The 20,387-nt window shown below is 66.7% G+C and carries 17 protein-coding genes; 11 read left to right on the forward strand and 6 right to left on the reverse strand.

From position 1 onward, the window contains the following. Positions 1–236: 236 nt before the first annotated feature. Complete coding sequence (gene miaB, locus ABXH26_RS02870) at positions 237–1,607, reverse strand: tRNA (N6-isopentenyl adenosine(37)-C2)-methylthiotransferase MiaB (protein ID WP_353565524.1); 1,371 nt, start codon at positions 1,605–1,607, stop codon at positions 237–239. A 100-nt stretch (positions 1,608–1,707) separates the two neighbouring features. Between miaB and ABXH26_RS02875 the strand changes: the two genes are divergently transcribed. The 6 genes from ABXH26_RS02875 (at position 1,708) to rph (ending at position 7,968) form a co-directional block, all read left to right on the forward strand. Next, a complete protein-coding gene (locus ABXH26_RS02875; protein WP_353565525.1) occupies positions 1,708–3,027 on the forward strand; it encodes a CPBP family intramembrane glutamic endopeptidase in 1,320 nt (439 codons plus the stop codon). Between the two features lie 67 nt (positions 3,028–3,094). Beyond that, positions 3,095–4,360 (forward strand): signal peptidase I, encoded by a 1,266-nt coding sequence (lepB, locus tag ABXH26_RS02880; protein WP_353565526.1) that lies wholly within the window; start codon positions 3,095–3,097, stop codon positions 4,358–4,360. Between the two features lie 74 nt (positions 4,361–4,434). After that, entirely contained in the window at positions 4,435–5,274 is an 840-nt protein-coding gene (locus ABXH26_RS02885; RefSeq protein WP_353565527.1) for a phytoene/squalene synthase family protein, read from the forward strand. A 29-nt stretch (positions 5,275–5,303) separates the two neighbouring features. Continuing rightward, positions 5,304–5,771 carry a YMGG-like glycine zipper-containing protein gene (locus tag ABXH26_RS02890; protein WP_353565528.1) on the forward strand — a complete coding sequence of 156 codons (468 nt, stop codon included), beginning with the start codon at positions 5,304–5,306 and terminating at the stop codon, positions 5,769–5,771. A gap of 244 nt (positions 5,772–6,015) precedes the next feature. After that, entirely contained in the window at positions 6,016–7,128 is a 1,113-nt protein-coding gene (locus ABXH26_RS02895) for a PEP-CTERM sorting domain-containing protein (RefSeq protein ID WP_353565529.1), read from the forward strand. A gap of 54 nt (positions 7,129–7,182) precedes the next feature. Then, complete coding sequence (rph, locus tag ABXH26_RS02900) at positions 7,183–7,968, forward strand: ribonuclease PH (protein WP_353565530.1); 786 nt, start codon at positions 7,183–7,185, stop codon at positions 7,966–7,968. Positions 7,969–8,008: 40 nt separating this feature from the next. On the opposite strand, the gene serS is transcribed toward rph, so the two are convergent. From serS to ABXH26_RS02915, 3 genes are all read right to left on the reverse strand, one after another. Then, entirely contained in the window at positions 8,009–9,292 is a 1,284-nt protein-coding gene (gene serS, locus ABXH26_RS02905) for a serine--tRNA ligase (RefSeq protein ID WP_353565531.1), read from the reverse strand. Between the two features lie 70 nt (positions 9,293–9,362). Further along, complete coding sequence (locus tag ABXH26_RS02910; protein WP_353565532.1) at positions 9,363–11,666, reverse strand: serine/threonine-protein kinase; 2,304 nt, start codon at positions 11,664–11,666, stop codon at positions 9,363–9,365. 79 nt (positions 11,667–11,745) lie between these two features. Further along, the gene (locus tag ABXH26_RS02915; protein ID WP_353565533.1) at positions 11,746–12,657 is read right to left on the reverse strand and encodes a helix-turn-helix domain-containing protein; all 912 of its coding nucleotides are present in this window, start codon (positions 12,655–12,657) and stop codon (positions 11,746–11,748) included. 314 nt (positions 12,658–12,971) lie between these two features. On the opposite strand from ABXH26_RS02915, the gene ABXH26_RS02920 reads away from it, so the two are divergent. Next, entirely contained in the window at positions 12,972–13,781 is an 810-nt protein-coding gene (locus tag ABXH26_RS02920; RefSeq protein WP_353565534.1) for a hypothetical protein, read from the forward strand. 16 nt (positions 13,782–13,797) lie between these two features. Here the strand turns inward: ABXH26_RS02920 and ABXH26_RS02925 are convergent, their stop codons facing one another. Beyond that, positions 13,798–14,280, reverse strand: coding sequence for a hypothetical protein (locus ABXH26_RS02925; RefSeq protein ID WP_353565535.1), 483 nt, complete (start codon positions 14,278–14,280; stop codon positions 13,798–13,800). 54 nt (positions 14,281–14,334) lie between these two features. Between ABXH26_RS02925 and ABXH26_RS02930 the strand changes: the two genes are divergently transcribed. After that, positions 14,335–14,511, forward strand: coding sequence for a hypothetical protein (locus ABXH26_RS02930; protein ID WP_353565536.1), 177 nt, complete (start codon positions 14,335–14,337; stop codon positions 14,509–14,511). Positions 14,512–14,535: 24 nt separating this feature from the next. Here ABXH26_RS02930 and ABXH26_RS02935 read toward each other — a convergent pair whose 3' ends face one another. Beyond that, positions 14,536–16,899, reverse strand: coding sequence for a heavy metal translocating P-type ATPase (locus ABXH26_RS02935; protein ID WP_353565537.1), 2,364 nt, complete (start codon positions 16,897–16,899; stop codon positions 14,536–14,538). A gap of 249 nt (positions 16,900–17,148) precedes the next feature. On the opposite strand from ABXH26_RS02935, the gene ABXH26_RS02940 reads away from it, so the two are divergent. The 3 genes from ABXH26_RS02940 to ABXH26_RS02950 are packed head-to-tail and all read left to right on the forward strand — an operon-like array spanning position 17,149 to position 20,364. Then, a complete protein-coding gene (locus ABXH26_RS02940; RefSeq protein ID WP_353565538.1) occupies positions 17,149–17,325 on the forward strand; it encodes a hypothetical protein in 177 nt (58 codons plus the stop codon). Positions 17,326–17,368: 43 nt separating this feature from the next. Next, positions 17,369–17,782, forward strand: a complete 414-nt coding sequence (locus ABXH26_RS02945) for a PadR family transcriptional regulator (protein WP_353565539.1) — start codon at positions 17,369–17,371, stop codon at positions 17,780–17,782. Beyond that, the gene (locus ABXH26_RS02950; RefSeq protein WP_353565540.1) at positions 17,779–20,364 is read left to right on the forward strand and encodes a VIT domain-containing protein; all 2,586 of its coding nucleotides are present in this window, start codon (positions 17,779–17,781) and stop codon (positions 20,362–20,364) included. Before ABXH26_RS02945 ends, ABXH26_RS02950 begins: the two co-directional genes overlap by 4 nt. Positions 20,365–20,387 lie beyond the last annotated feature (23 nt).

The raw sequence follows: 20,387 nt of genomic DNA on the forward strand, positions 1-20,387 counted from the left end.
GCTTGGTAGATATTTTTTGGGGGTTCTGGGCGGGGGTTTTGGCCCGGGGGGGGCGGGCGGGGTGGCGCCCCGCCCAAAACCCCCCCCGCTCCGATGTTAGAAAGGGAGCGGCGTGCCTTCGGCCGCCGCTGGGAGGAGGCCGCGGGTGGGTGATGGCCGGGAGGAACTCCGAGCGCCTTTTCCGGTCGGGCCTCGGTGCCGCTGCCCAGCCCGGCGGTCGATGCCCGCCGCCCCGGTCACACCACCTCGCCGTAGAGGGTGAAGCCGGTGGATTCGTGGATGCGGAGGTCGAGGAGCTGGCCGGTGAGCTTGTGGGGGTCGCCTTCGAAGATGACGATCTTGTTCTGGCTGGTGCGGCCGCTGAGGCGGGATTTGTTGGTCTTGCTGGGGCCTTCGCAGAGGACTTGCTGGACCGTCCCGACCAAGGCTTCGTTCTTGGCCTTGGTGATTTCGTTGACGACTTCCAGCAGACGCTGGTTGCGCTCTTCCTTCACGCGCTCGGGGAGCTGGCCGTCCATTTCGGCCGCGGGGGTGTCCTTGCGCTTGGAGTAGCGGAAGATGAAGGCGTTGTCGAAACGGAGGCGCTGGCAGGTGTCGATGGTCTGCTGGAAGTCCTCTTCGGTTTCCTCAGGGAAGCCGACGATGATGTCGGTGGTGATGGCGAGGTCGGGCCGGGCGCCGCGCATCTTTTCGCAGATCTCAACGAACTTCTCGTTCTTGTACGGCCGGCGCATCAGCTTGAGGATGCGGTCGCTGCCGCTCTGCATGGGGAAGTGGATATGCGAGCAGAGCTTGGGCAGATAAGTGAAGGCGGCGACGAGGTCGTCGCGGTAGCCGATCGGGTGGGGGGAGGTGAAACGGATGCGCTGGAGGCCGTCGATTTCATGCACCGCTTCGAGCAGCTGCACAAAGGGCGACTTGCCGTCGATCTTGTCGAACTCGGTGCGGCCGTAGAGGTTCACGATCTGGCCGAGCAGGGTGACTTCCTTCACGCCGTGATCGACGAGCCGCTTCACTTCCTCGACGATCTCGGCGATCGGGCGGCCGCGTTCTTTTCCGCGGGTGTCGGGGACGATGCAGAAGGAGCAACGCATGTTGCAGCCCTGCATGATGGAGACGAAGGCGCTGGCTTCGTGGGCCTTGGGGACGTGGTCGCGGATGGTGTTCTGCGAGCCGGTCTCCTCCTCGGTATCGCAGACGCTCTCGCCGGTGAGGCTGAGGGAAAGGTCGTCCATGCGGCGCTCGAGCCGGCGCTGGAGGATGCCGTCGACGTATTCGAAGACCTTGTGGTATTTCTGGGTGCCGACGACGACGTCGAGGTGCTTGACGCGCTCGAAGAGTTCGGGCCCGCGGCTCTGGGCCATGCAGCCCATGAAGCCATAGACGACGTGGGGCTTTTCCTTCCGGTGGGCACCCATGAGGCCCATTTTCCCGAGCGCCTTCTGCTCGGCCTGGTCGCGGACGGAGCAGGTGTTGATGAGGATGGCGTCGGCCTCCGACTCCACGGGCGTGAGCGTGTAGCCGCCCTCGACGAACATCTGGGCGACTTGCTCGGAGTCGCGCTCGTTCATCTGGCAGCCGTAGGTGCGGATGTGGACTTTGGGCACGGGGCGGGAAGAAAGGGGAAATCGGAGCGAGGGATCAAACCGAAAAAGCGCGTGGTGGCGGCTGGACCTCGGGCGGGCGGCCGCTCAGCTTGGCCCCGCGATGAAGCCGGGCGCGCTGAGCATTTACCGCGACTTCCACCGCCGCAAGGTGCCGGTGGTGGCGGTGATCGTGCTCGGCATCATCTGGGCGATCTTCGAGTGGGGCGATCCCGGCGAGGAATCGTCGGATGATGTGGTGGAGGCGATCGCACGCTCGGCGGACGTGTCGATGACCCTCGGCGAGCAGCTCGGCGGGTGGAGCCGTCCCGTTTCCTGGCTGTTGGCGGAGGAGAATCGCGGCGAAACGCGGGCATGGGTGATGGATGATCTGAAGCGCGAGGAGCTTCTCAGCCTGACGGATCTCGACGAGTTCCTGACCGGTCGGATTTCCAAGGAGGACGAGGACGAGCTGCTGGTCCGGCTTTCGATCCGCGGGGAAAAACCGGACGCGGAGGAGTGGGCCAAGCTGAAGGAGGACTACGACGGGCTGGCCCTCTATTCCTGGGAAGCCGCGGCCTTGGAGAAGCTGGACGGCGCGCCGGCATGGGTCGGGACCACGGTCGCGCGCCGGGCCGAGATGCAGCGGTGGATGCTGTTCGGGACATGGGGGGCGGCAGGGGCGACGGCCTTGGCCATGGTCGCGGGCTTGTTCGGCCTGCCGGCCGCGTGGCGGGGGCTTCGCGATGCCCGCCCGCCGCGGCTGGCGTTGCGGGTGGTGTCGTGGCGCTGGGGGCTGTTTGCGTTTTTCCTGTCGGATCTGGCGCTCGGCTGGATGGTCGGGCGGGCTTGGGACGGCGTCGATGCGGTCGCGTCCAGCTCGCTGCTGGTGGAAGCGGCCATCGATGCCGCCTGGCGGCTCGGCGGGGCGGCCCTGCTGATGGTCCTGGTGCTGCCGCGTTTTCAGGACGGCTGGCGCGTGTTCGGCTTCGACCGTCAGCTGGGATGGAAAGCCACGCTCGGCATGCTGGGCTTGTTGTTGGTCGGCAGCTCGGTGTGGTATCCGCTGTCGCTGAGCTGGTTCCCGGAGGCTCCGGCGCTGCTTTTCGACGAGGACGGCTGGGGCGGCCTCGGCTATGCGCTGCTGTCCGGCGTGGTGCTGGCGCCGCTGTGCGAAGAGCTGGTCTTTCGCGGCTGCCTGTTCGGCACCCTGTGGCAGCGCGTGGGTTTCTGGCCGGCCACGCTGGCGTCGTCGCTGGTGTTTTCCGCGATCCATCACTACGGCGTGCCCGGCAGCGTGGGGGTGTTTGCGATCGGCGTGGCGGCCTGCGTGCTGTTCCGCCACACGCGTTCGCTCAAGGGACCGATCCTGCTGCACGCGGCCTACAATTTCCTGATCACGCTGGCAGTGTGGCCGGTGTATCAGGCGCCGTATTCGCTGTGATCCGGCGAAAAAACCCCGCCCGCAAGCGGGCTTGCCAGTCCGCGGGTCCGCCGCGAAGCTCCCGCGCATGATGACCGGCTACGACCTGTGGGATCTCCTCCGCCCGAACTTCCTGCTGCCCGGCTGGAAGAAGGAGGCGAAGCACCTGGTGAAGGGCGCGAAAAAGTTCGTCCACTACAAGCGCGACCTGCTGCCGGAGGATCGCATCGCCGAAATCGAATCCCGCCGCATGGACCTGAAGGACGCGCTTCGCCGCGGCGACCGGAAGGCCACCGAAGAGGCCGGGAAACACCTGCAGGACACCTGCGAGCGCGCCACCTCGAAGGTCTTCGTGCAGAGCTGGTGGGAAGAGAACCTCGAGGTCATCTTCGTGGCGCTGGTGGTGGCGCTCGGCTTGCGGGCCTACGTGGTGCAGCCGTTCCGGATCCCGACCGGATCGATGCAGCCGACCCTCAACGGCATCGTCATCCGCAACGAAGGCCCCGACTTCAAGGCCCCGTGGATCGGAAAAAAGGCATGGGACTTCGTTTTCAGCGGGAAAACCTATCACAAGATCATCTCCGATGCCGACAAGCGTCCGACCCACATGCGCGATGCCTCGTGGTTCCTCTTCACCCGCACCGAGGTGACCTTCAGCGATGGCAGCAAGATCAAGCTGCCGGCAGCGACCGGAGAGGTGACGGATCTCTTGGGTTTCAAGCGCGTCGAAATGCCCGACGGCCGCACCGGCGTCATGACCAAGTCCTACAAAAAGGGTGACGCCATCCTCAACGGTTCCATCACCACCGGCGATCTCGTCCTCGTGGATCGCATCTCCTATCATTTCCGGCGCCCGAAGCGCGGTGAGGTCTTTGTCTTCGATACCCGCGCGCTGCCGACCGGCGGCGACGTCCACCCGGAGCTCAAGGATCAATCGGGAGGCTCCCACTACATCAAGCGGCTGTGCGGGGTGCCGGGCGACGCGCTTTCGATCGACGAGCCGGACCTGCTCAACCACGGCCAGATCGTCCAGGCGCCGGGCATCCGCCGGGTCGCCGAGCGCGAGGGGAAATACGCCTTCACCTACGATGGCGAACCGCGCCGGGGCTATCATCTGGCCTCGAAGCAGAACGCGGCCGAGTTCCGCCACGCGCCGCTGGTCGAGCAAGGCGATGTCTTCGACCTGAAAGCCGACGCCCCGCCCGGCCTGCGGGAATATGCCGCGCTGGGCGACAACACCGGCAACTCGCTCGACTCCCGCTACTGGGGCCCGGTGCACGAGTATAATCTGGTCGGGCCCGGGTGGGTTTCGCTGTGGCCCTTCGGCTCCGGTCATTGGGGGAAAATCAGGTAGTTCTCTCGCCCGTAAGAGTACGCATGTCACGGAGGCCGCCGAACGGCCATGCTCCCCCGCGAAATCCCTGAATCATGAGTGAAGCGGTCGACATCACCAGGCAGGCGAAGTCGAACCTCGCTTTCGCGCTCAACATCCTGCCGAAGGACCGCCGCGATGATGCGGTGATCTTTTACGCCTTCTGCCGGGTCATCGACGATCTGGCGGACGATCTGACCCAGCCGGTCGAGCTGCGCGAAAAAGGCCTGGAGGCCTGGCAACGCGGCTTGTCCGAGGGCTTCGCGGCGCCGGACGAACTCCAGCAGCAGATCCTTTCCCTCCGCGAGCGGCGGCAAATCCCGGCCGAGCTGCTGGTGGCGATCGTCGAGGGCTGCCGCATGGACCTCCATCCGCAGCGCTTCGAGACCTGGGACGACCTGTCCGAATACACCTGGAGGGTCGCCTGCGCGGTGGGCCTGGTCGCCATGCGCATCTTCGGCGCGCGCGATCCGAAGACCGAGAATTACGCCGTGGCCCTCGGTCACGCGCTGCAGGTCACGAACATCCTGCGGGACGTCGGCGAGGACTGGGAAAACGGCGGCCGGATCTACCTGCCGATGGCTTCCCTGCGGGAGCACGGCTACACCGAAGCGGAGCTGGCGGCAGGCGTTCACAACGATCGCTTCGTGGCCCTGATGAGGTCCGAGGCCGACCGGGCCGACGCCTATTTCGCCCAAGCGGGCCGTTCGTTGCCGGAAGGCGACCGGGACACCATGATCGCCGCGGAAATCATGCGCTCGATTTACTCGGCGCTGCTCGACAAGATGCGTCGCGACCGCTTCCACGTCTTCAAGCGGCGATATCGGCTTTCCAAAGCGCGCAAGCTGGCGATTTTTTCCAAACACCTGATCGGAAGCGGGTTTTCCCCTGAATAGCCGGTCGGTTTCCACGTTTCATCAAGCACATGAGCACCCCACGATTCGCACTCCTCGGCGCAGCGCTGATGCTGGCCTCCTGCACGACCGGGCAACAGAGCGGTGCCGTCATCGGCGCGGTGGCCGGCGGCCTTGCCGGCGCGGCCTTCGGCGATGACCACCAGGATGTGGTCGCCGGCGCGGCGGTCGGAGCCGGGCTCGGAGCCGGCGCGGCGGCCATCCGGGAAAACGAGATGCGCAAGCGCAACTACGACCGCTATGGCATCCCGCAGGATGGTCCGGAGACCTACCAGCGCCAGGCCCCGCCGATCGAGGACCCGGAGCCGCCCTCCCGCGGTGGCAACCTGAGCGGCGACTATCCGACCGCCAACCCGAGCGGCACGCCGAATCAGGTGGTCAGCCCTTATCCGCCCTACAAGAAGATCGACGTGAGCGGCTTCTCGTCCGGCCAGTTGGCCAAGGACCCGACCAGCGGCAAGATTTTCCGCGTGCCGTAAAAGCCCGCTGGCGGAAAGGCCCCTGGCCTCGCAAGAACAACCGCGCCTGGCTGGAAGGCGATGGAGGTCCATCGACGCCCATGGAGCGCCATGCCGAGGAGCCATTGGGGGAAAAGCTCGACCTGAGGCATCCCGCCTTCCCGCCCCAGCAGCGGGCACGGCCGCTGGCCGGGCATTGAACATTCATGCAATTGGTCCTTGCCTCCAGGCCGTGCGTTGTGCAATTCATGGTAATTCCACTCCCATGAAACGCCTCGAAATCCTCCAGCTGTCCGTCTTCACCGCCTGTTTTTCGGTGGGTTCCCCCATCTTCGCCGCCGGCATCCTTCAGGCCGGTGACGCCATCATTGCCATCGATACCACGCCGGGACCTTCGGGCGGCTATCCCGGGGGCGAGGCCCCCCAATATGGCGTGGATGGAAACAACGGGACGAAGTATCTGAATTACGGTGGCGCCGGCACCGGCATGATCGCGACGCCCTCCGGCAGCTCCACCGTCACCAGCTTCCGTTTCGTCACCGGCGGTGATGCCGAAGGGCGCGATCCCTCGCAGGTCTCGCTTTACGGCACCAATGATGCCATCGCTTCCGCCGACAACAGCCTCGGCACGGCCGAGAATTGGCAGCTCATCACGACTTCGAGCCTGTCGCTGCCCTCCGGCCGGAATACGGCGGGGTCCTTCGTGAATTTCGGCAACTCAACCGCCTACAGCTCCTACAAGCTGGTCATCGATTCGGTGAAGGGCAGCAACCTCATGCAGTTCTCCGAATTCGAGCTCTACACCGGCGCGGACGGTGCCGGCACCAACGTGCTCACCTCGACCATCCCGATCGCCACCAGCACCATCGCCGGCTATCCTTCGGGGGAAAATCCCACCAATCTGCTGGATGGCGACCCGAGCACGAAGTACCTCCATTTCGGGAAATCCGGCACCGGGTTCATCGTGACGCCCTCCCTCGGTCCCTCGGTGGCGGCTTCGTTCGAGATCGTCACCGCCGGCGATGCCGCGACCTATGCGGGTCGCAATCCCGGCAGCTACATGATCTATGGCACCAACGACGCGATCCTCAGCGGCGACAACTCCGCCGGCGACGCCGAAAACTGGACCCTGATCAAGGGCGACGCGCTGAGCCTGCCGGCCGCCGACACCACCAGCAGTGGGGAGATCTCCTTGGACAACACCGAGTCCTACACCTCCTACAAGGTCGTGTTCGACACGCTGGTCGATGAAGGAAACGTGGACTCGATGCAGATCTCCGAGTTCCAGTTCCATACCGTTCCCGAGCCCTCGACGGCCCTGCTTTCCGCCTCCGCCCTGGGTCTTCTCGCCCTCCGCCGGCGGCGGCAGGCGTCGTAGAAGCCCGGAACTTGGCCCTTGGCACTTGGAACTCCGCGCCGTTCACTCCGCGGCATGTCTTTCCAGCGTCCCAGCGGCCGCCGCGCCGACCAGCTCCGCCCGGTCTCCTTCGTCCCCGACGTGGCCCCGCACGCCAAGGGCTCGGTGCTCGTTTCCTTCGGCAACACCAAGGTCATCTGCGCGGCCACCGTCGAGGAGGACGTGCCGCGCTGGATGAAATACCAGAAGGTCCAGGGCGGCTGGCTGACCGCCGAGTACTCGATGCTGCCCTACTCGACGCTCGACCGGAAGCAGCGCGACATTTCCCGCGGCAAGCTCGACGGCCGGTCGTCGGAAATCCAGCGCCTGATCGGGCGCGCGCTGCGCGCCGTGGTCGACCTGAAGAAGCTCGGCCAGCGCACGATCTGGGTCGATTGCGACGTGCTCCAGGCCGATGGCGGCACCCGCACCGCCTCGATCACCGGCGGCTGCGTGGCGCTGGCGATCGCGCTCAACCGCCTGATGGGCGAGGGGAAACTGAAGGATTTCCCGCTCCACCAGCTGGTGGGTGCCATTTCCACCGGGATCTATGAAAACGAGGCCGTGCTCGATCTCGACTACCCCGAGGACAAGGCGGCGTCGGTCGATTTCAACGTGGTGATGACCGAGAAGCTGGAGTTCGTGGAGGTCCAGGGCAGCGGCGAGGAAGCGGTCTTCACCGGCGCGCAGATGAGCTCGATGCTCGACCTGGCGCAGGCGGGGATCGGCGAGCTGTTCACGCTGCAGAAGGCCGCGATTCTGGAGGCGGACCGGCCGGATGGGCCCGCGCTGGCGGACTTGGCGGCGGCGTTTTCGAGATAGGTCCTATAAGCCCTATAGGACCTATGGGGTGAGAGCCCCCTTACCCAATCACCTCTGCTCCAAAGTAGGGCACCAGCGCCTCAGGCAGCTTGATGGAACCATCCGGCTGCTGGCATTGCTCGAGGATCGCCACGTAGAGCCGCGGCAGCGCGGTGCCGGAGCCGTTCAGCGTGTGGCAGAAGCGGTTCTTCTTGTCCCCGCCCTTGAAGCGCAGCTTCATGCGGCGGGCCTGGTAGTCGCCGAAGTTCGAGCAGCTCGAAACCTCCAGGTATTTCCCCTGGCCCGGTGCCCAGACCTCGATGTCGTAGGTCTTGGTGGCGGAAAACCCGACATCGCCGGTGCACAGCTCGATGGTGCGGTAGTGCAGGCCGAGCTTTTCCAGCACCGCCTGGGCGTGGCCGAGCAGCTCCTCAAGTACGGCGAACGACGTATCCGGGTGCACCACCTGCACGAGCTCGACCTTGTCGAACTGGTGCATGCGGATGATACCGCGGTTGTCGCGCCCGGCGCTGCCGGCCTCGCGGCGGAAGCAGGGGGTGTGGGCGCAGAGTTTTTTCGGCAGCTCGTCCTCGGCCAGGATGGTGTCGCGGAAAAGGTTCGTCACCGGCACCTCGGCGGTCGGCGCAAGGAACATCTGGCTGCGGCCGTCCTCGCCGGCGTCGGTGCCATACATGTCGTCCTCGAACTTCGGCAGCTGGCCGGTGCCTTCCATGCATTCGCGCTTGATGATGTGAGGCACGTTGACCTCCTCGTAGCCGTGCTCACCGGTTTGCAGGTCGAGCAGGAAATTGATGAGGGCGCGCTCGAGGCGGGCACCTTTTCCCCGATAGACGGCGAAGCCCGAGCCGGCGATACGGGTGCCGTCCTCCAGCGAGATCAGGCCCAGCGCCTCGGCCAGGTCGAGGTGGTCCTTCGGCGCGTCGATGGCCGGCTTTTCCCCCCACTCGCGGACGACCGGGTTGGCGGTTTCATCGCTGCCCACCGGGCAGGCCTCGTGCGGTGTGTTGGGGATGAACTGGAGCAGCCGTTCCTGCGCGGCGTTGGTGGCGGCGACGGTTTCCTCGAGCTTGGCGATCTGCTCGTTGATGCCGCGGACTTCGGCCTCGATGGCGGTGGTGTCCTCGCCCTTGGCCTTGAGCATGCCGATCTGCTTCGAGATCTGCTTGCGCTGGGAAAGGAGGGCCTGCTGCTCGGTCTCGGACTTGCGGCGGGTTTCGTCGCAGGCGAGGACTTCACGGATCTGGGGGCCGAAGTCGCCGCCGCGCGCGTTGAGGCGGGCGATGATGTCGTCGGCGTGGTCGCGGATTTCGCGGATGTCGAGCATGGCGCAGGCGCTTTAGAACATCGCACTTCGAACGTCCAATGCTGAACGTCGAAGTTTTCGCAACGGCGGCTTACTGCGACTGCTTGACCTTGATCCGCCCGCGGATGTGGTCGGCGACCTTTCCGGAGAGGTCGATCAGCTCATCGAGGTTCTCCTGATCGGCGGCCTGGTGGATCTGGTTGACGATTTCCAGCGCCCACGGCTCGGGTTCACGCTGGGCGAGACCGCGCACGATCGAGGTTTTCTCCTCGGTGGTGATGGCCTTGTCGGAAAGTTTGGTCCACAGCTGCTGGCGCAGCTCCACCGGCCGTTCGCGGTCGGCGGTGACGAAGCGATAGGCGGCGTCGAAGGCCTTCGAGCGAAGCTTTTCGTCGGTTTGGCTGGAGAAGAACTCAAGCAGCGGATCGAACATTCCGGCGTCCGGCCAGTCGGACAGGGCCTCGAGCGCGGCGAGCTGGTTGAACTGGTTGCCGCTGCCGAGGAACTCCTTGATGTAGCCTTCCGAGCGCGGGCCGCCGGCGTGGCCGAAGAGGCGGATGAGGGCGCGGCGGGAGTCGTCGGACTCGGCCTTGGCCAAGGCTTCATCGATCAGCACGGCAAGGGCGAGCCTATTGTCCGAGCGATCGATCACCTGCGCGGCGGTGTTTTCCGCGGCGCGGCGGAGGGCGTCGTTGGAGGTGGTGGCGAGCACGTCGAGGATCTCGGGGATCTGGCGGTCGGCGCCGATGCCGGCGATGGCCTTCAGCGCGGCCGCCGCGGTGGCGGGGTCGTCGGCCTTGCGCACGGCGCGCATCAGCACGGGAATGGCGGAGGAGGCGTCCTTGCGAGCGACCATCACGCGGGTCAGCAAGTGGCCGCGGATGTCCTGCGGCAGCGGCTCGGTGGTGGCGAACTCGGCGATCCGGGCATCGACGTCGGTGCCATCGGAGGAGCGGGCGATCGACAGGCCACGGTAGACGGTCTCGCGGGATTCGTTGGTGCCGAGGCGGGTGGCGTTGAGCAGCAGGTCGAGGTCGGAGGAGGTGACGTTGAGGGACTTGACCGACTTGTCGGCGGCCTGGGTGATCAGCTCGTTGTAGCGCTTGTTGACGGCGTTGGAGCGGGTTTTCTGGACCACCACCATGGCGGCGATGGCCACCAGGATGGTCAGCGCGATGGCCAGCACGCTTTTGGCGGCCATGCTCAGGCCTTTTTTCTTTTTCCGGGGAACCGGGCGGGGAACCACGGCCGCGACCGCGGGTGCGGTGGGCACGGTCGTCGCAGCGGCGGCCCCGCCCGGCGCGGCCGGGTGGGTCACCGGTGCCGGCGGCGGCGCGTCGGGCGCCGGTTCGAGGTCGGCGGGGGCGGCGTGGTGGGAGGTGGTGTGAAGGCTGGGCGGCGAATCCGAGGGCGGCAGCAGCGGCTGCGGCATCGTCTGGGTGGCCGGAGGCGGCGGCGGGGCCGGCGCGGGCTCGGGCTCCGGCTCGGGCGCGGCGCCGGGAATGATCAGGCGCGGGCGCTTCGGAACGATCGGGACGGGATCGGCGGGGGGCTTGGGCATCTGGGTTTTCGAGCCTTCGAGCTCGATGAAGGTGGACAGTGCCTCACGGGCGTTTTCCGGTCGGTCGTCGGGCTGGCGGTTGATGTGCCACATCACCCAGTCGATGATCCACTGCGGCAGGTCCGGGCGGACTTCGGCGAGCGGCCGCACGCGGTGGTCGAGGTGCGCGGCCATGACCTGCGGGCCGGTCTCCCCGGTGAACGGGGATTTTCCCGCCAGGGCGAAATAGTAGACGCAGCCGATGGCATACATGTCGGTGCGCGCGTCGAGGAAGCCGCGCTCGAACTGCTCGGGCGCCATGAAAAAGATCGAGCCGTAGACCGAGTCGGAGTGGTCGACCGTCTGCTGGCTGGGCTTGGGGGAAAACTTGGCCAGCCCGAAGTCGACCAGCTTGACCTGGAATTTCCCGGACGGAAGCCAGTTGAGCATCACGTTCGAGGGCTTGAGGTCGCGGTGGACGATGCCGAGGTCCTGGGCGGCGATCATGCCCTCCTGGACCTGGAGGGCGAACTCAAGGAAGTCGGCCTGGGTGAGCGGCGCCTTCTCGACGATCAGGTCGAGGGTATCGCCCTTGATCAGTTCCATCACCACGAAGGGGCCGTCGTCATCCGTGCCCACATCGTAGATGGTGACGATGTTCGGATGCTGGAGCGCGGCGAGGGCGCCGGTTTCCTGCGTCATCTGCCGCGCGGCCTCTTCGGTCTGGTGGGCGTCATCGGCGGTGATGATGCGCTTGAGGGCGACCTCGCGATTGAGGTTGCGGTCAAATGCCCGATAGACCGAGCCGAGTCCCCCTTGGCCGATTTTTCCTCGGATTTCGTAGCGTTCCTCCATGTCGGGCTTCGCAACACTACTGACGCGGATACCGCGTGGCCGCAACGATATAACTTGTCCGCAGGCCGCGGGAAACCACTCAGGAAGCCGCTTTGGAGAGCTGGTCCTGGCGCCAGCGGGTGGGTGAGGAGCCGACGATGCGGACGAAGCTGCGGTTGAACTGGGACAGCGACTGGTAGCCGACCTGGAAGGCGATCTCGGAAATGCGCTTTTCGGGCTTGAGGAGTTCTTTCTTGGCCCATTCGACGCGGCAGCGGTTCACGTAGTCGGTGAGCGTCAGGCCGGTGGCGTCCTTGAACAGGCGGCAGAAGTGGGACTCGCTGAGGCCGGCCACGCGGGCCACGGTGCCCAGCGGCAGCGGTTCGTCGAGGTGCTGGTGGATGTGCTTGCGGGCCTTGGCGATGGCGGCGGGCTCGCTGCCTTCCTCGATGATCGCCAGCGACTCGGCGTGGGTGCCCAGCTGGTGGGCGAAGCTTTCCAGCAGCTGGACCATGCTGGCGTAGCGGTCGGGATTGACCGTGCGGGTCTGGAAGTAGGCCTCGCGCAGCGTGCGCTCCGACTCGTGGTCGAGCTGCTTGCGGCCGAACTTGCCGAGAAAGGTCTCGAAGTCCTCCTCGTTCGGCGTGCGGGTGAAAACCTGGCCGGTGCGCAGGAAGCCGACGATGGTGGCCCCCATTTTCACCGGCACGGCGGTGGAGGTGAGCCCGGCGAAACAATGGCAGGTGGTGGGGCCGCCGACCTCCACCTCGTGCATCAGCCGGCGGTTGGTGTCCACGCAGGCCGCGCAGGCGGACTTGCAGAGGTTGATGTGCTCGCAGAACGGACTGCGGTTGACGGCGTTCTCATCGAGGCACCAATGGTCGGGATCGGCCCCCAGCAGGCGCAAGGGCAGGCCGGTGGCGGTCCGGAAAGCATCCCGATAAACATTGAAGAGCTCGGAGTGCTTCAGGCGCTCGTGAAGTGTGGATTCAAATCCCTTGGCGGCGTTCATGATCGAAAGGCGATGCCTAGGTATCGCAATAATCTGCGCACTTCAACTCCCACGATCCCCGCGCTTTTAGAAGCCAAATCTTGCGCCGAATGCCCGGGAAGGGATAGGGATTTTCCCTGATGGGTCAAGGCTTTGCAGCTGCCCCGGGTCGGCGATGGGGCAGAATGCAACCGACTTGGCACGGAATTCCGCGACGAGGATTATTTTCCCCCTGCGGCCGCGGTGTCGTGAGGGGAAGGCGCGTGCGGGCCGCGCGATCCGGGGAGATTCCCCTTTCGTCTGGATCATCGGGGCTCTTGGCCTAGCCTTGGAGGATGAAACGCTGGCTCTGTCCCCTGTTGGGCGTCGCGATGGTGGCGCTGCTCGCGTCCTGCCTTGAGGAATCGACCGTGATCAAGGTCTCCAAGGATGGCTCCGGCGTGGTTCAGGTCCGTCATTTTTTCCGCACCCTCACCACGGAGGAGCAGGTGGAGCTGCCCGCCGAGGCCGAGCTTGCGGCGAAGGCCGCCCGCATGGGCGAGGGCGTCCGGCTGGAGGCCGTGCGCAAGTCCCACAACGCCCGCGGCTGGTTCGGGCACGAGGAAATCTACCGCTTCAGCGACATCAACCAGCTCGTCATCCGCATGAAGGACGACCCGGACTCAAAGGAGAAGTCGGAACCGGCCGACCGGCCCGAGATGCACTTCCAACTGAAGGATGGCGTGCTGGAAGCAAGGGTCGACAACCCGGCGTGGAGCGAGCTCGCCAAGGTTTCCCCCAAGACCGAAACCGGTCCGACCCTCGACCCCTACGTGGATGCCCCCGGTCCTCCGGCGAAGGCGGTCCGGCTCCGGCCCGCCGGCATGAAAATCGGCGGCGACGCCTGGAAAGAAGTGACGGATGGCATGCGGATCGGCGTGTTCCTGCAGTTCGACGACCCCCTGGTGGAGGCCGCTTCCCGCTATCGGAAGGGTGGGCTCCACACGCTGGTGAATGTCGATTTCGAGCGCGTGTCCAGAAATCCGGACATCGAGAGCCTCCAGCAACTGCATGCCGGGACCCGGGAAGAAATGCGTGAGGTGGTCCGGCAGGTCGATGGCTTCGAAATAGACCTGCAGCAGCCGATCCGCTTCGTGTTCGAGTAGCCCTCCATTCCCGGAGTCACAGGGTGCGCTCCAGCGCGCCGGGCGCGTGGTAGTGCCATTCCCGGCCGTCGATCACGTTGCCGAGGTTGTTCCACGTCATGTAGACCATCAGGCAGCCGAAGGTGGTCCAAAACCCGGCCGCGGCCCAGGTGGCGGCGGCGAAGCCGCGTCCGCGCTGGGCGGTGGCACCGAGGATCCACGCGGACCAGCTTCCCAGGCCGGCCACGCAGATGCCCAGCCACGGCCAGAAAAAGATCCGTACGAGATCGCGCAACCACACCGGATAGCCGCCGATGTTGCGCCAGAAAAGCGGCTGCTCCTTGAGCACGATGCCGGCGGTCAGGACCAGCAACCCCAGGACCAGACACGGCACGCAGGCCCACGCCATCAACACCGAGTGCTCCGCCGATGCTTCCCGAGCCCCGCCACGGCCGGCCGGAATCGCGCTCGACCGAACCTCGCCCCAGCTCGCGGCCGGGCTCGATCCCAAGGAGGTCATGCGCAAGATTCGTGACATCTCCCCCCCAATCGCAGCCCACGCCCTTCATTTTCCATGCAAATGCTGCAGCGGGAGAAGTCCCCGCGCAGCTGGAAGGATGGGACCTTCGGCATTCCCGAGACCATCGAGGAAATGGAGCAGGCCTCGTGGTTCGACGTCGACCTCGATGCCCGGGGCGAGTGGTGGTTTTCCGGCAGCCGGGCGGTCAGCTATCTCTGTTCATCCGGGTGAGGGTCGTGCGGCGCTGATCGCCCGCTAGCGGCGGCCGACGGTGACCAGCAGCACCGAGACGATCGAGCTCAGCGGCATCAGGATGGCGGCGAGCAGCGGGTTCATGTGGCCGGAAAGGCACAGGGCGACGGCGATGGCGTTGTAGGCGATCGCGAACAGGAAGGCGTGGCGGACGCCGCGGGCGCGGAGGTCGGCAATGCGAAACAGCTCGGGCAGGAAGGCGAGGCCGGAGCCGAGGGTGTAGAAATCGGACTTGGCTTCGAGCAGCGAGCGATCGACCACCGGGGTGCCGGTGACATGCGCGGCATCGAAGGCGAGCGAGTCGTTGGCGCCATCGCCGAGGTAGAGGGTGTCGTGGTGGTCGAGCGCGCCGACGCGCTCGGCCTTTTCTTCGGGATCGAGGCCGCCGTGGGCGTGCGATCCGGGAATCCCGAGTTCGCTGGCGAGGCGGGCGACCTTTTCCGGGGTATCGCCGGAGAGGATGTGGAGCTGGCAGCCGCGGCCACGGAGGGCGGCGAGGGTTGGTTCGGTGTCGGGGCGGATCGAGTCGCGGAAATGGAAGGCGGCGAGGCGTTGGCCATCCTGCGAGAGGACGGTCGCGCCGTCGCTCGCCGCGTCGGCCCAGCCAGCGCGGCCGAGTTTCCAGCGCACTTCACCCGAGTGCCCGGGGATCAGTGCCGAGCGATCACCGCCGGTTTGGGCGACTGCTTCGGTGAGGGAAACCCCTTGGCCGGGGTGGTCGTGGATTTCGGCGGAGCCGTGCTCGGCGAGGAGGCGCTGGCCGCGGGCGCCGAGGGCTTCGTGGAGGGTGCGGCCGACCGGGTGCAGCGAGCCGGCGGTGAGGCGGGCGAGGGCGAGGGCGGCCTCGTCCGGCAGCGCGGCGACCTTTTCCGGATCGACCAGAACCGGGCGCTCGAGGGTCAGGGTGCCGGTTTTGTCGAAGATGACTTTTTTCACCTGCCGCAGCCGCGACCACAGCGAGGCGGTGCGGACGAAGGCTCCCTGGCGTTCGGCGCGGGAGGCGGCGAGCTCATCGGCCAGCGGGATGGCCACGCCCAGCGCGCAGGGGCAGGAGACGACGAACACGGAAATCATCGCCTGCAGGCCGGTGACGGCATGGCCGGCGGCGATCCAGCCGATCAGCCCGCCGAGGCCGAAAAGCAGGACGACCACGAGGTAGGCGCGGAGCACGGCTTGGAGGACGGGTGAGCCGCGTTCGGTGTCGTCGCGCCGGGCGAGGCGGGCGAGCAGCGAGTCGGCCCACGGTTGGTCGGCGGTGAGGGTGATCGGCTGGCGGGAAAGCAGGATGGCACCCGCGGGCAGGCGGGTGCCGGGGTGGACGAGGACCGGCTCGGCCTCGCCATTGATCCACTCCAGCGAGACTTCGGCTTCGTGCTCGGAAACGGTGCCGGCGACGGGCAGGGCCTGGCCGGGATCGAGCTCGAAAAGCTGGCCGGGCTGGAGGGTCTCAAGGGCGATCGTTTCCCCGCCGCTGCGGACGGAGGGCGGGATGGGCGAGGCGCGCAGAAGCCGGCGGCGGTTGCGGTCGACCGCGGCGGTCTGCAAAAACCGGCCGCCGAGCATGAGGAAGACGAAAGTGGCGACGAAGTCGAAATACATCAGGCCCTCGAGGCCGAGCGCCCAGCCGGCGATCGAGCCGAAGTAGGCGAGCAGCAGGCCGAGGGCGATCGGCAGGTCGATGTGGAGGGTGCGGAACTTCAGCGCGCGCCAGGCGCGGTCGATGAAGTAGGTGCCGCCGACGAGCATGGCGAGAGTAGCGGAAATGAACGCGATGAGGCGGAACAGTCCGGCAAACTCGAAGTCATCGGGCATGCCGAGGTAGCCGGGCAGGCTGAAGGCCATGGCATTGAGCGCAAAGGCACCGCAGAGCCCGAGCCGGGCGCCGAGGCGGCGGCGTTCGTGGTCGGGCGCGTCGCGGCGGACCGGGCCGGCGACGTAGCCGAAGCGGGTCAGCTCGCGCAGGAAGCCTTCCACATCGCACTGGCCGCTGCGCCAGGCGAGATGGAGTTTTCCCGAAGCCGGGTGGGCGGCCGAGCGGATCGAGCCGGGGTGCTGGTCGAAGAGCTTGTCGATGAGCCACACGCAGCCGACGCAGGAAATGCCCTCGAGTCCGCAGTCGAGCGAGGCGCTGCCGTCGCTGCTACGCGTTTCCGCCTCGGCGACCATCGGGGCGAGCCAGGAAAAGTCGTGCTGCTCGAAGGGGCGCGACCTCACCGGTGCGGTGGCGAGCCCTTGTTTGAGGTCGTAGAAGCGCTCGAAGCCGCTGTCGCGGATCATCTCGGCGACGAACTCGCAGCCCTTGCAGCAATAGACCTCGTCCGCCCGGGACGGGGTGAAGGCGGTGCCGCAGTGCTCGCAGGTGGCCATGTGACGGCGACGATGGCCGCGGCCACCGGCGAGGTCGATGCCCGGTTTCTGGGAAACGGACCGCCGATTGTGAAATCGGCATCCCGGAGCGGGGAGGCGAACCGCGAAACACGCGAAAACCGCGAAAGGAAAAGCCGGCAAGGTCGCCAGGCTCGACTTCTCCCATTCCGCGCCCTTTCGCGATTTGAGGGGTTCCTTAATTCTATATTGACCGCTACCTTGCATCGCAATATAGCAAGGGGAGTCGCCGTGAATCGAAACACCAGCCCATCTCCAGCCAATTCATGGCCCGGCCGCCGCGGGCTGGATCGGGATGGCCGCGCGGCGCTGGCCCAGTGGTCGCTGATGCTGGTCGGCGCGGTGCTGTTCCTTCTATTCGCCACGCTCGGGCCGGCGTGGTTCGTCGATCATTTCCTGCGCGGATGAAATACGGCATCCATCGTAGCAAGAGTCGGGAGGAGGTGGCGCGATGAAGCCGTCGCTCGACGAACGCTTCGACAACTGGACCGTGCAGATGCGCAAGGGCCTGCTGGACTACTGCATCCTGCGGGCACTGGAGGGCGGGGAGTGTTACGGCTACGCGCTGGTCAAGATGCTGGTGGCGATCCCGGGCATCGGCGTGGCCGAGGGCTCGATCTATCCGCTGCTTTCGCGCCTGAAAAAGCAGGGCCTGGTGACCACGCGGCTGGAGGAATCCACCGAGGGACCGGCGCGGAAATACTACCGGCTCACCGACGACGGCCGCCTTCTGGCGCGCGAGATGGACGGCTACTTCACCTCGATGACCCAAGGCGTGGAGCAGCTCGGGGTGCAGGATTTTTCGAAAAACCCGTCGGCCTCCGGTGAGGCGGACGCATCCATCAACGACCCGGGAACGCAATGAAAGCATGGTCCAAGCAAGCGGAGGAAAGGCTGGAGGAATACCTGCGGGCGCGGGTGATCCGTGAAGGCCTGGAGGGCGACGATGCGCGGGAGTTGAAGGAGGACCTGCGGGCGCACATTCATGAAGAGGTCGAGCATCTTGACGAAGATCAGGTGGGAAGCTGGATGCTCGAGCGCGTGTTGAAACGCATGGATGGTGACGGGGAGCCTTCCGAAAATCCGTCGCGTGGTGGCAGCGCCAGGGGCCGGAAAGCGGCGTGGGCGTTCGGCGTGGTGTTGCCGGCCTTGGTGATCGCCATCGAGGCCCTCATCGGCTTCTGCGCGGGCGTGTTTTTCAACCCGCTGCCGACCGTGTGGCACGGGCTGCTGGCGTCGGTCGTGCCGGCGGTGAACGCGTGGTTCCTCACTACGGCCTGGCGTTCCAGCTCGCGGGTTCAGGGAATGGCGGCGGGGGTGGCGATCGCGGTGGCTGCCTTTTACGGATTCCTGTTTCTGCCACTGTTTCCCGTGTCGGTGATGGCCATCATCGCCTTCGGGCTCGGGATGCTTTCGCTGACTCCCGTCTTCGCCTGGCTGGCGACCTGGCGGATCGCCCGCCTGCGGCGCCGTCAGGTGCCCTATGCTTGGCAATTCCGCCAGGGCTGGTGGGCCGGGCTGGCGGGAGCGGTGGCTCTGTTGGCGATCCTTGAGGGCCCCGGCATCTGGACTCGGTGGCAGATGACGCGCGCGCTGGATGGCAGCCAGGCGGCGGTGGAAAACCTGCGCGCCTTCCACTCCGAGGAGCACCTGCTCAAGGCCTGCTATGAGGGAGGCGACGGCTCGCAGGTGGCGACCGACATCCCGGGCTGGGTGATGGTTTCCTGGGAAATTCCGCTGTCGATGTTCACCCAGGCAGGCGGCGGGCGGAGGATGGACTCCGCCAAGGCCCGCGACGTGTTTTTCCGGGTCACCGGCAAGCCCTTCAACTCGCTCAAGCCACCCCGCGGCGCGACCGGCGGCCTGGTGGGCCGACGCAGCGCACTCATGGACGAATGGGAGTTCGATCCCGACCTCGGTGGCGATGCGGTGGCGATGCGCCTCAAGGACCTCGACCTCGCCGAGTCGCGCTTCGATGCCCACGTCGATGGCACCTCGGGGCTCGGCTACGGCGAGTGGACGATGGTTTTCAAAAACGACAGCCCTCAGGAAAAGGAAGCCCGCTGCCAGGTCCGGCTGCCGCGCGGCGGTCGGGTCTCGCGTCTGACGCTATGGGTCAACGGCGAACCGCGGGAGGCCGCCTTCAGCACCGTCTCGAAGGTCAAGGCGGCCTACCGCGAGGTCGCCGTGCGGCAGCGGCGCGATCCGGTGCTGGTCACCATGGCCGGGCCGGACACGGTGATGGTCCAGTGCTTCCCGGTCCCCGCGCAGGGCGAAATGAAGATCCGCTTCGGCGTCACGGCTCCGCTCCAGCCCTTCGGCTGGGAGCTGCCGCGGATCATCGAGCGGAATTTCGGACTCGCCGCGGAGGCCACGCAGGCAATGTGGGTGCAGTCCGACCGCCGCTTCAAGGTCGCCGGCCTGCCCGCCGCGCATCCGGATGGCGAAGGCTTCTCCTGCCAGGCCAGCCTGCCGGTGGGCGAGGCGGTCGAGCACCCGATGGTGGTGGAGACGACGGCCGTTGCCGACATGAACGCGCCGGTCTGGTGTCGCGATGACTTCGCCGGAGCGGACGAAGGCATCCTCTGCCGCCGCGGTCGGGCGGGGGCCGGGCCGGCGGTCGACCGGTTGCTGGTGGTGGTCGATGGCTCGCTCTCGATGGCCGGGGCCCGCTCGTGGCTGGAGCCGGTGCTGGCGGCCTTGCCGGCCGACCGCGCGACCGTGCTGCTGGCCACCGACGGGGTGGAAAACTACCCGCCGGGCTGGGATTTCAGCGGCGGCCGCGACAACGAACCGGCCCTGCGCGAGGCATTGGTGCGGGCCCGCGAAGGACGCCATGGCGTGGTGGTCTGGCTGCACGGGCCGCAGCCTGTCACGCTGACCAAAGGCGAGGAGCTCAAGCAGTTGCTGCAGCGCGGCACGACGCGTCCGGAAATGTTCGAGGTGGAGGTGGCCGCGGGGGCGAACCGGCTGGTCGAGGAGCTGGGCCGCGAGGCAGGTCTCCAGCGCGGCCCGAGCCTGATCCGCCCGGCCGATGATTTGGGCCGGTTTTTCACCGAACTCCTGCAGGGCCGGCCGACCCGCGACTGGCAATGGCAGCGCGTCGCCACGCCGGAGCAGGCGGAGGGCACCGAGGTCTGGAGCCAGCTCGCCCGCCAGTGGGCGATGGAGCAGGCGGAGTCCGGCGAGCCCGAGGCTTCGAAGACCGCCGCCGCCTACCAGCTGGTCACGCCGGTGTCCGGGGCGGTGGTGCTGGAAACGCAGGAGCAGTACGAGCAGGCCGGGCTGGAGCCGGCCGATCCCGCCGCAGCGGCCTCGATCCCGACCGTGCCCGAGCCCTCGACCGCGCTGCTGGTCGCGATCGCGGCGGGAGCCGCCGCGCTGAGACGGCGGCGCGGGCCGGCGGGAGGAAGCCGGTCCGAAGAACCGTCGATGCCGATTTCATAATCGGCGCTCCAAGGCGCGGCGCG

The sequence above is a fragment of the Haloferula sargassicola genome (assembly GCF_040362925.1).
GTDB lineage: Bacteria > Verrucomicrobiota > Verrucomicrobiia > Verrucomicrobiales > Akkermansiaceae > Haloferula > Haloferula sargassicola.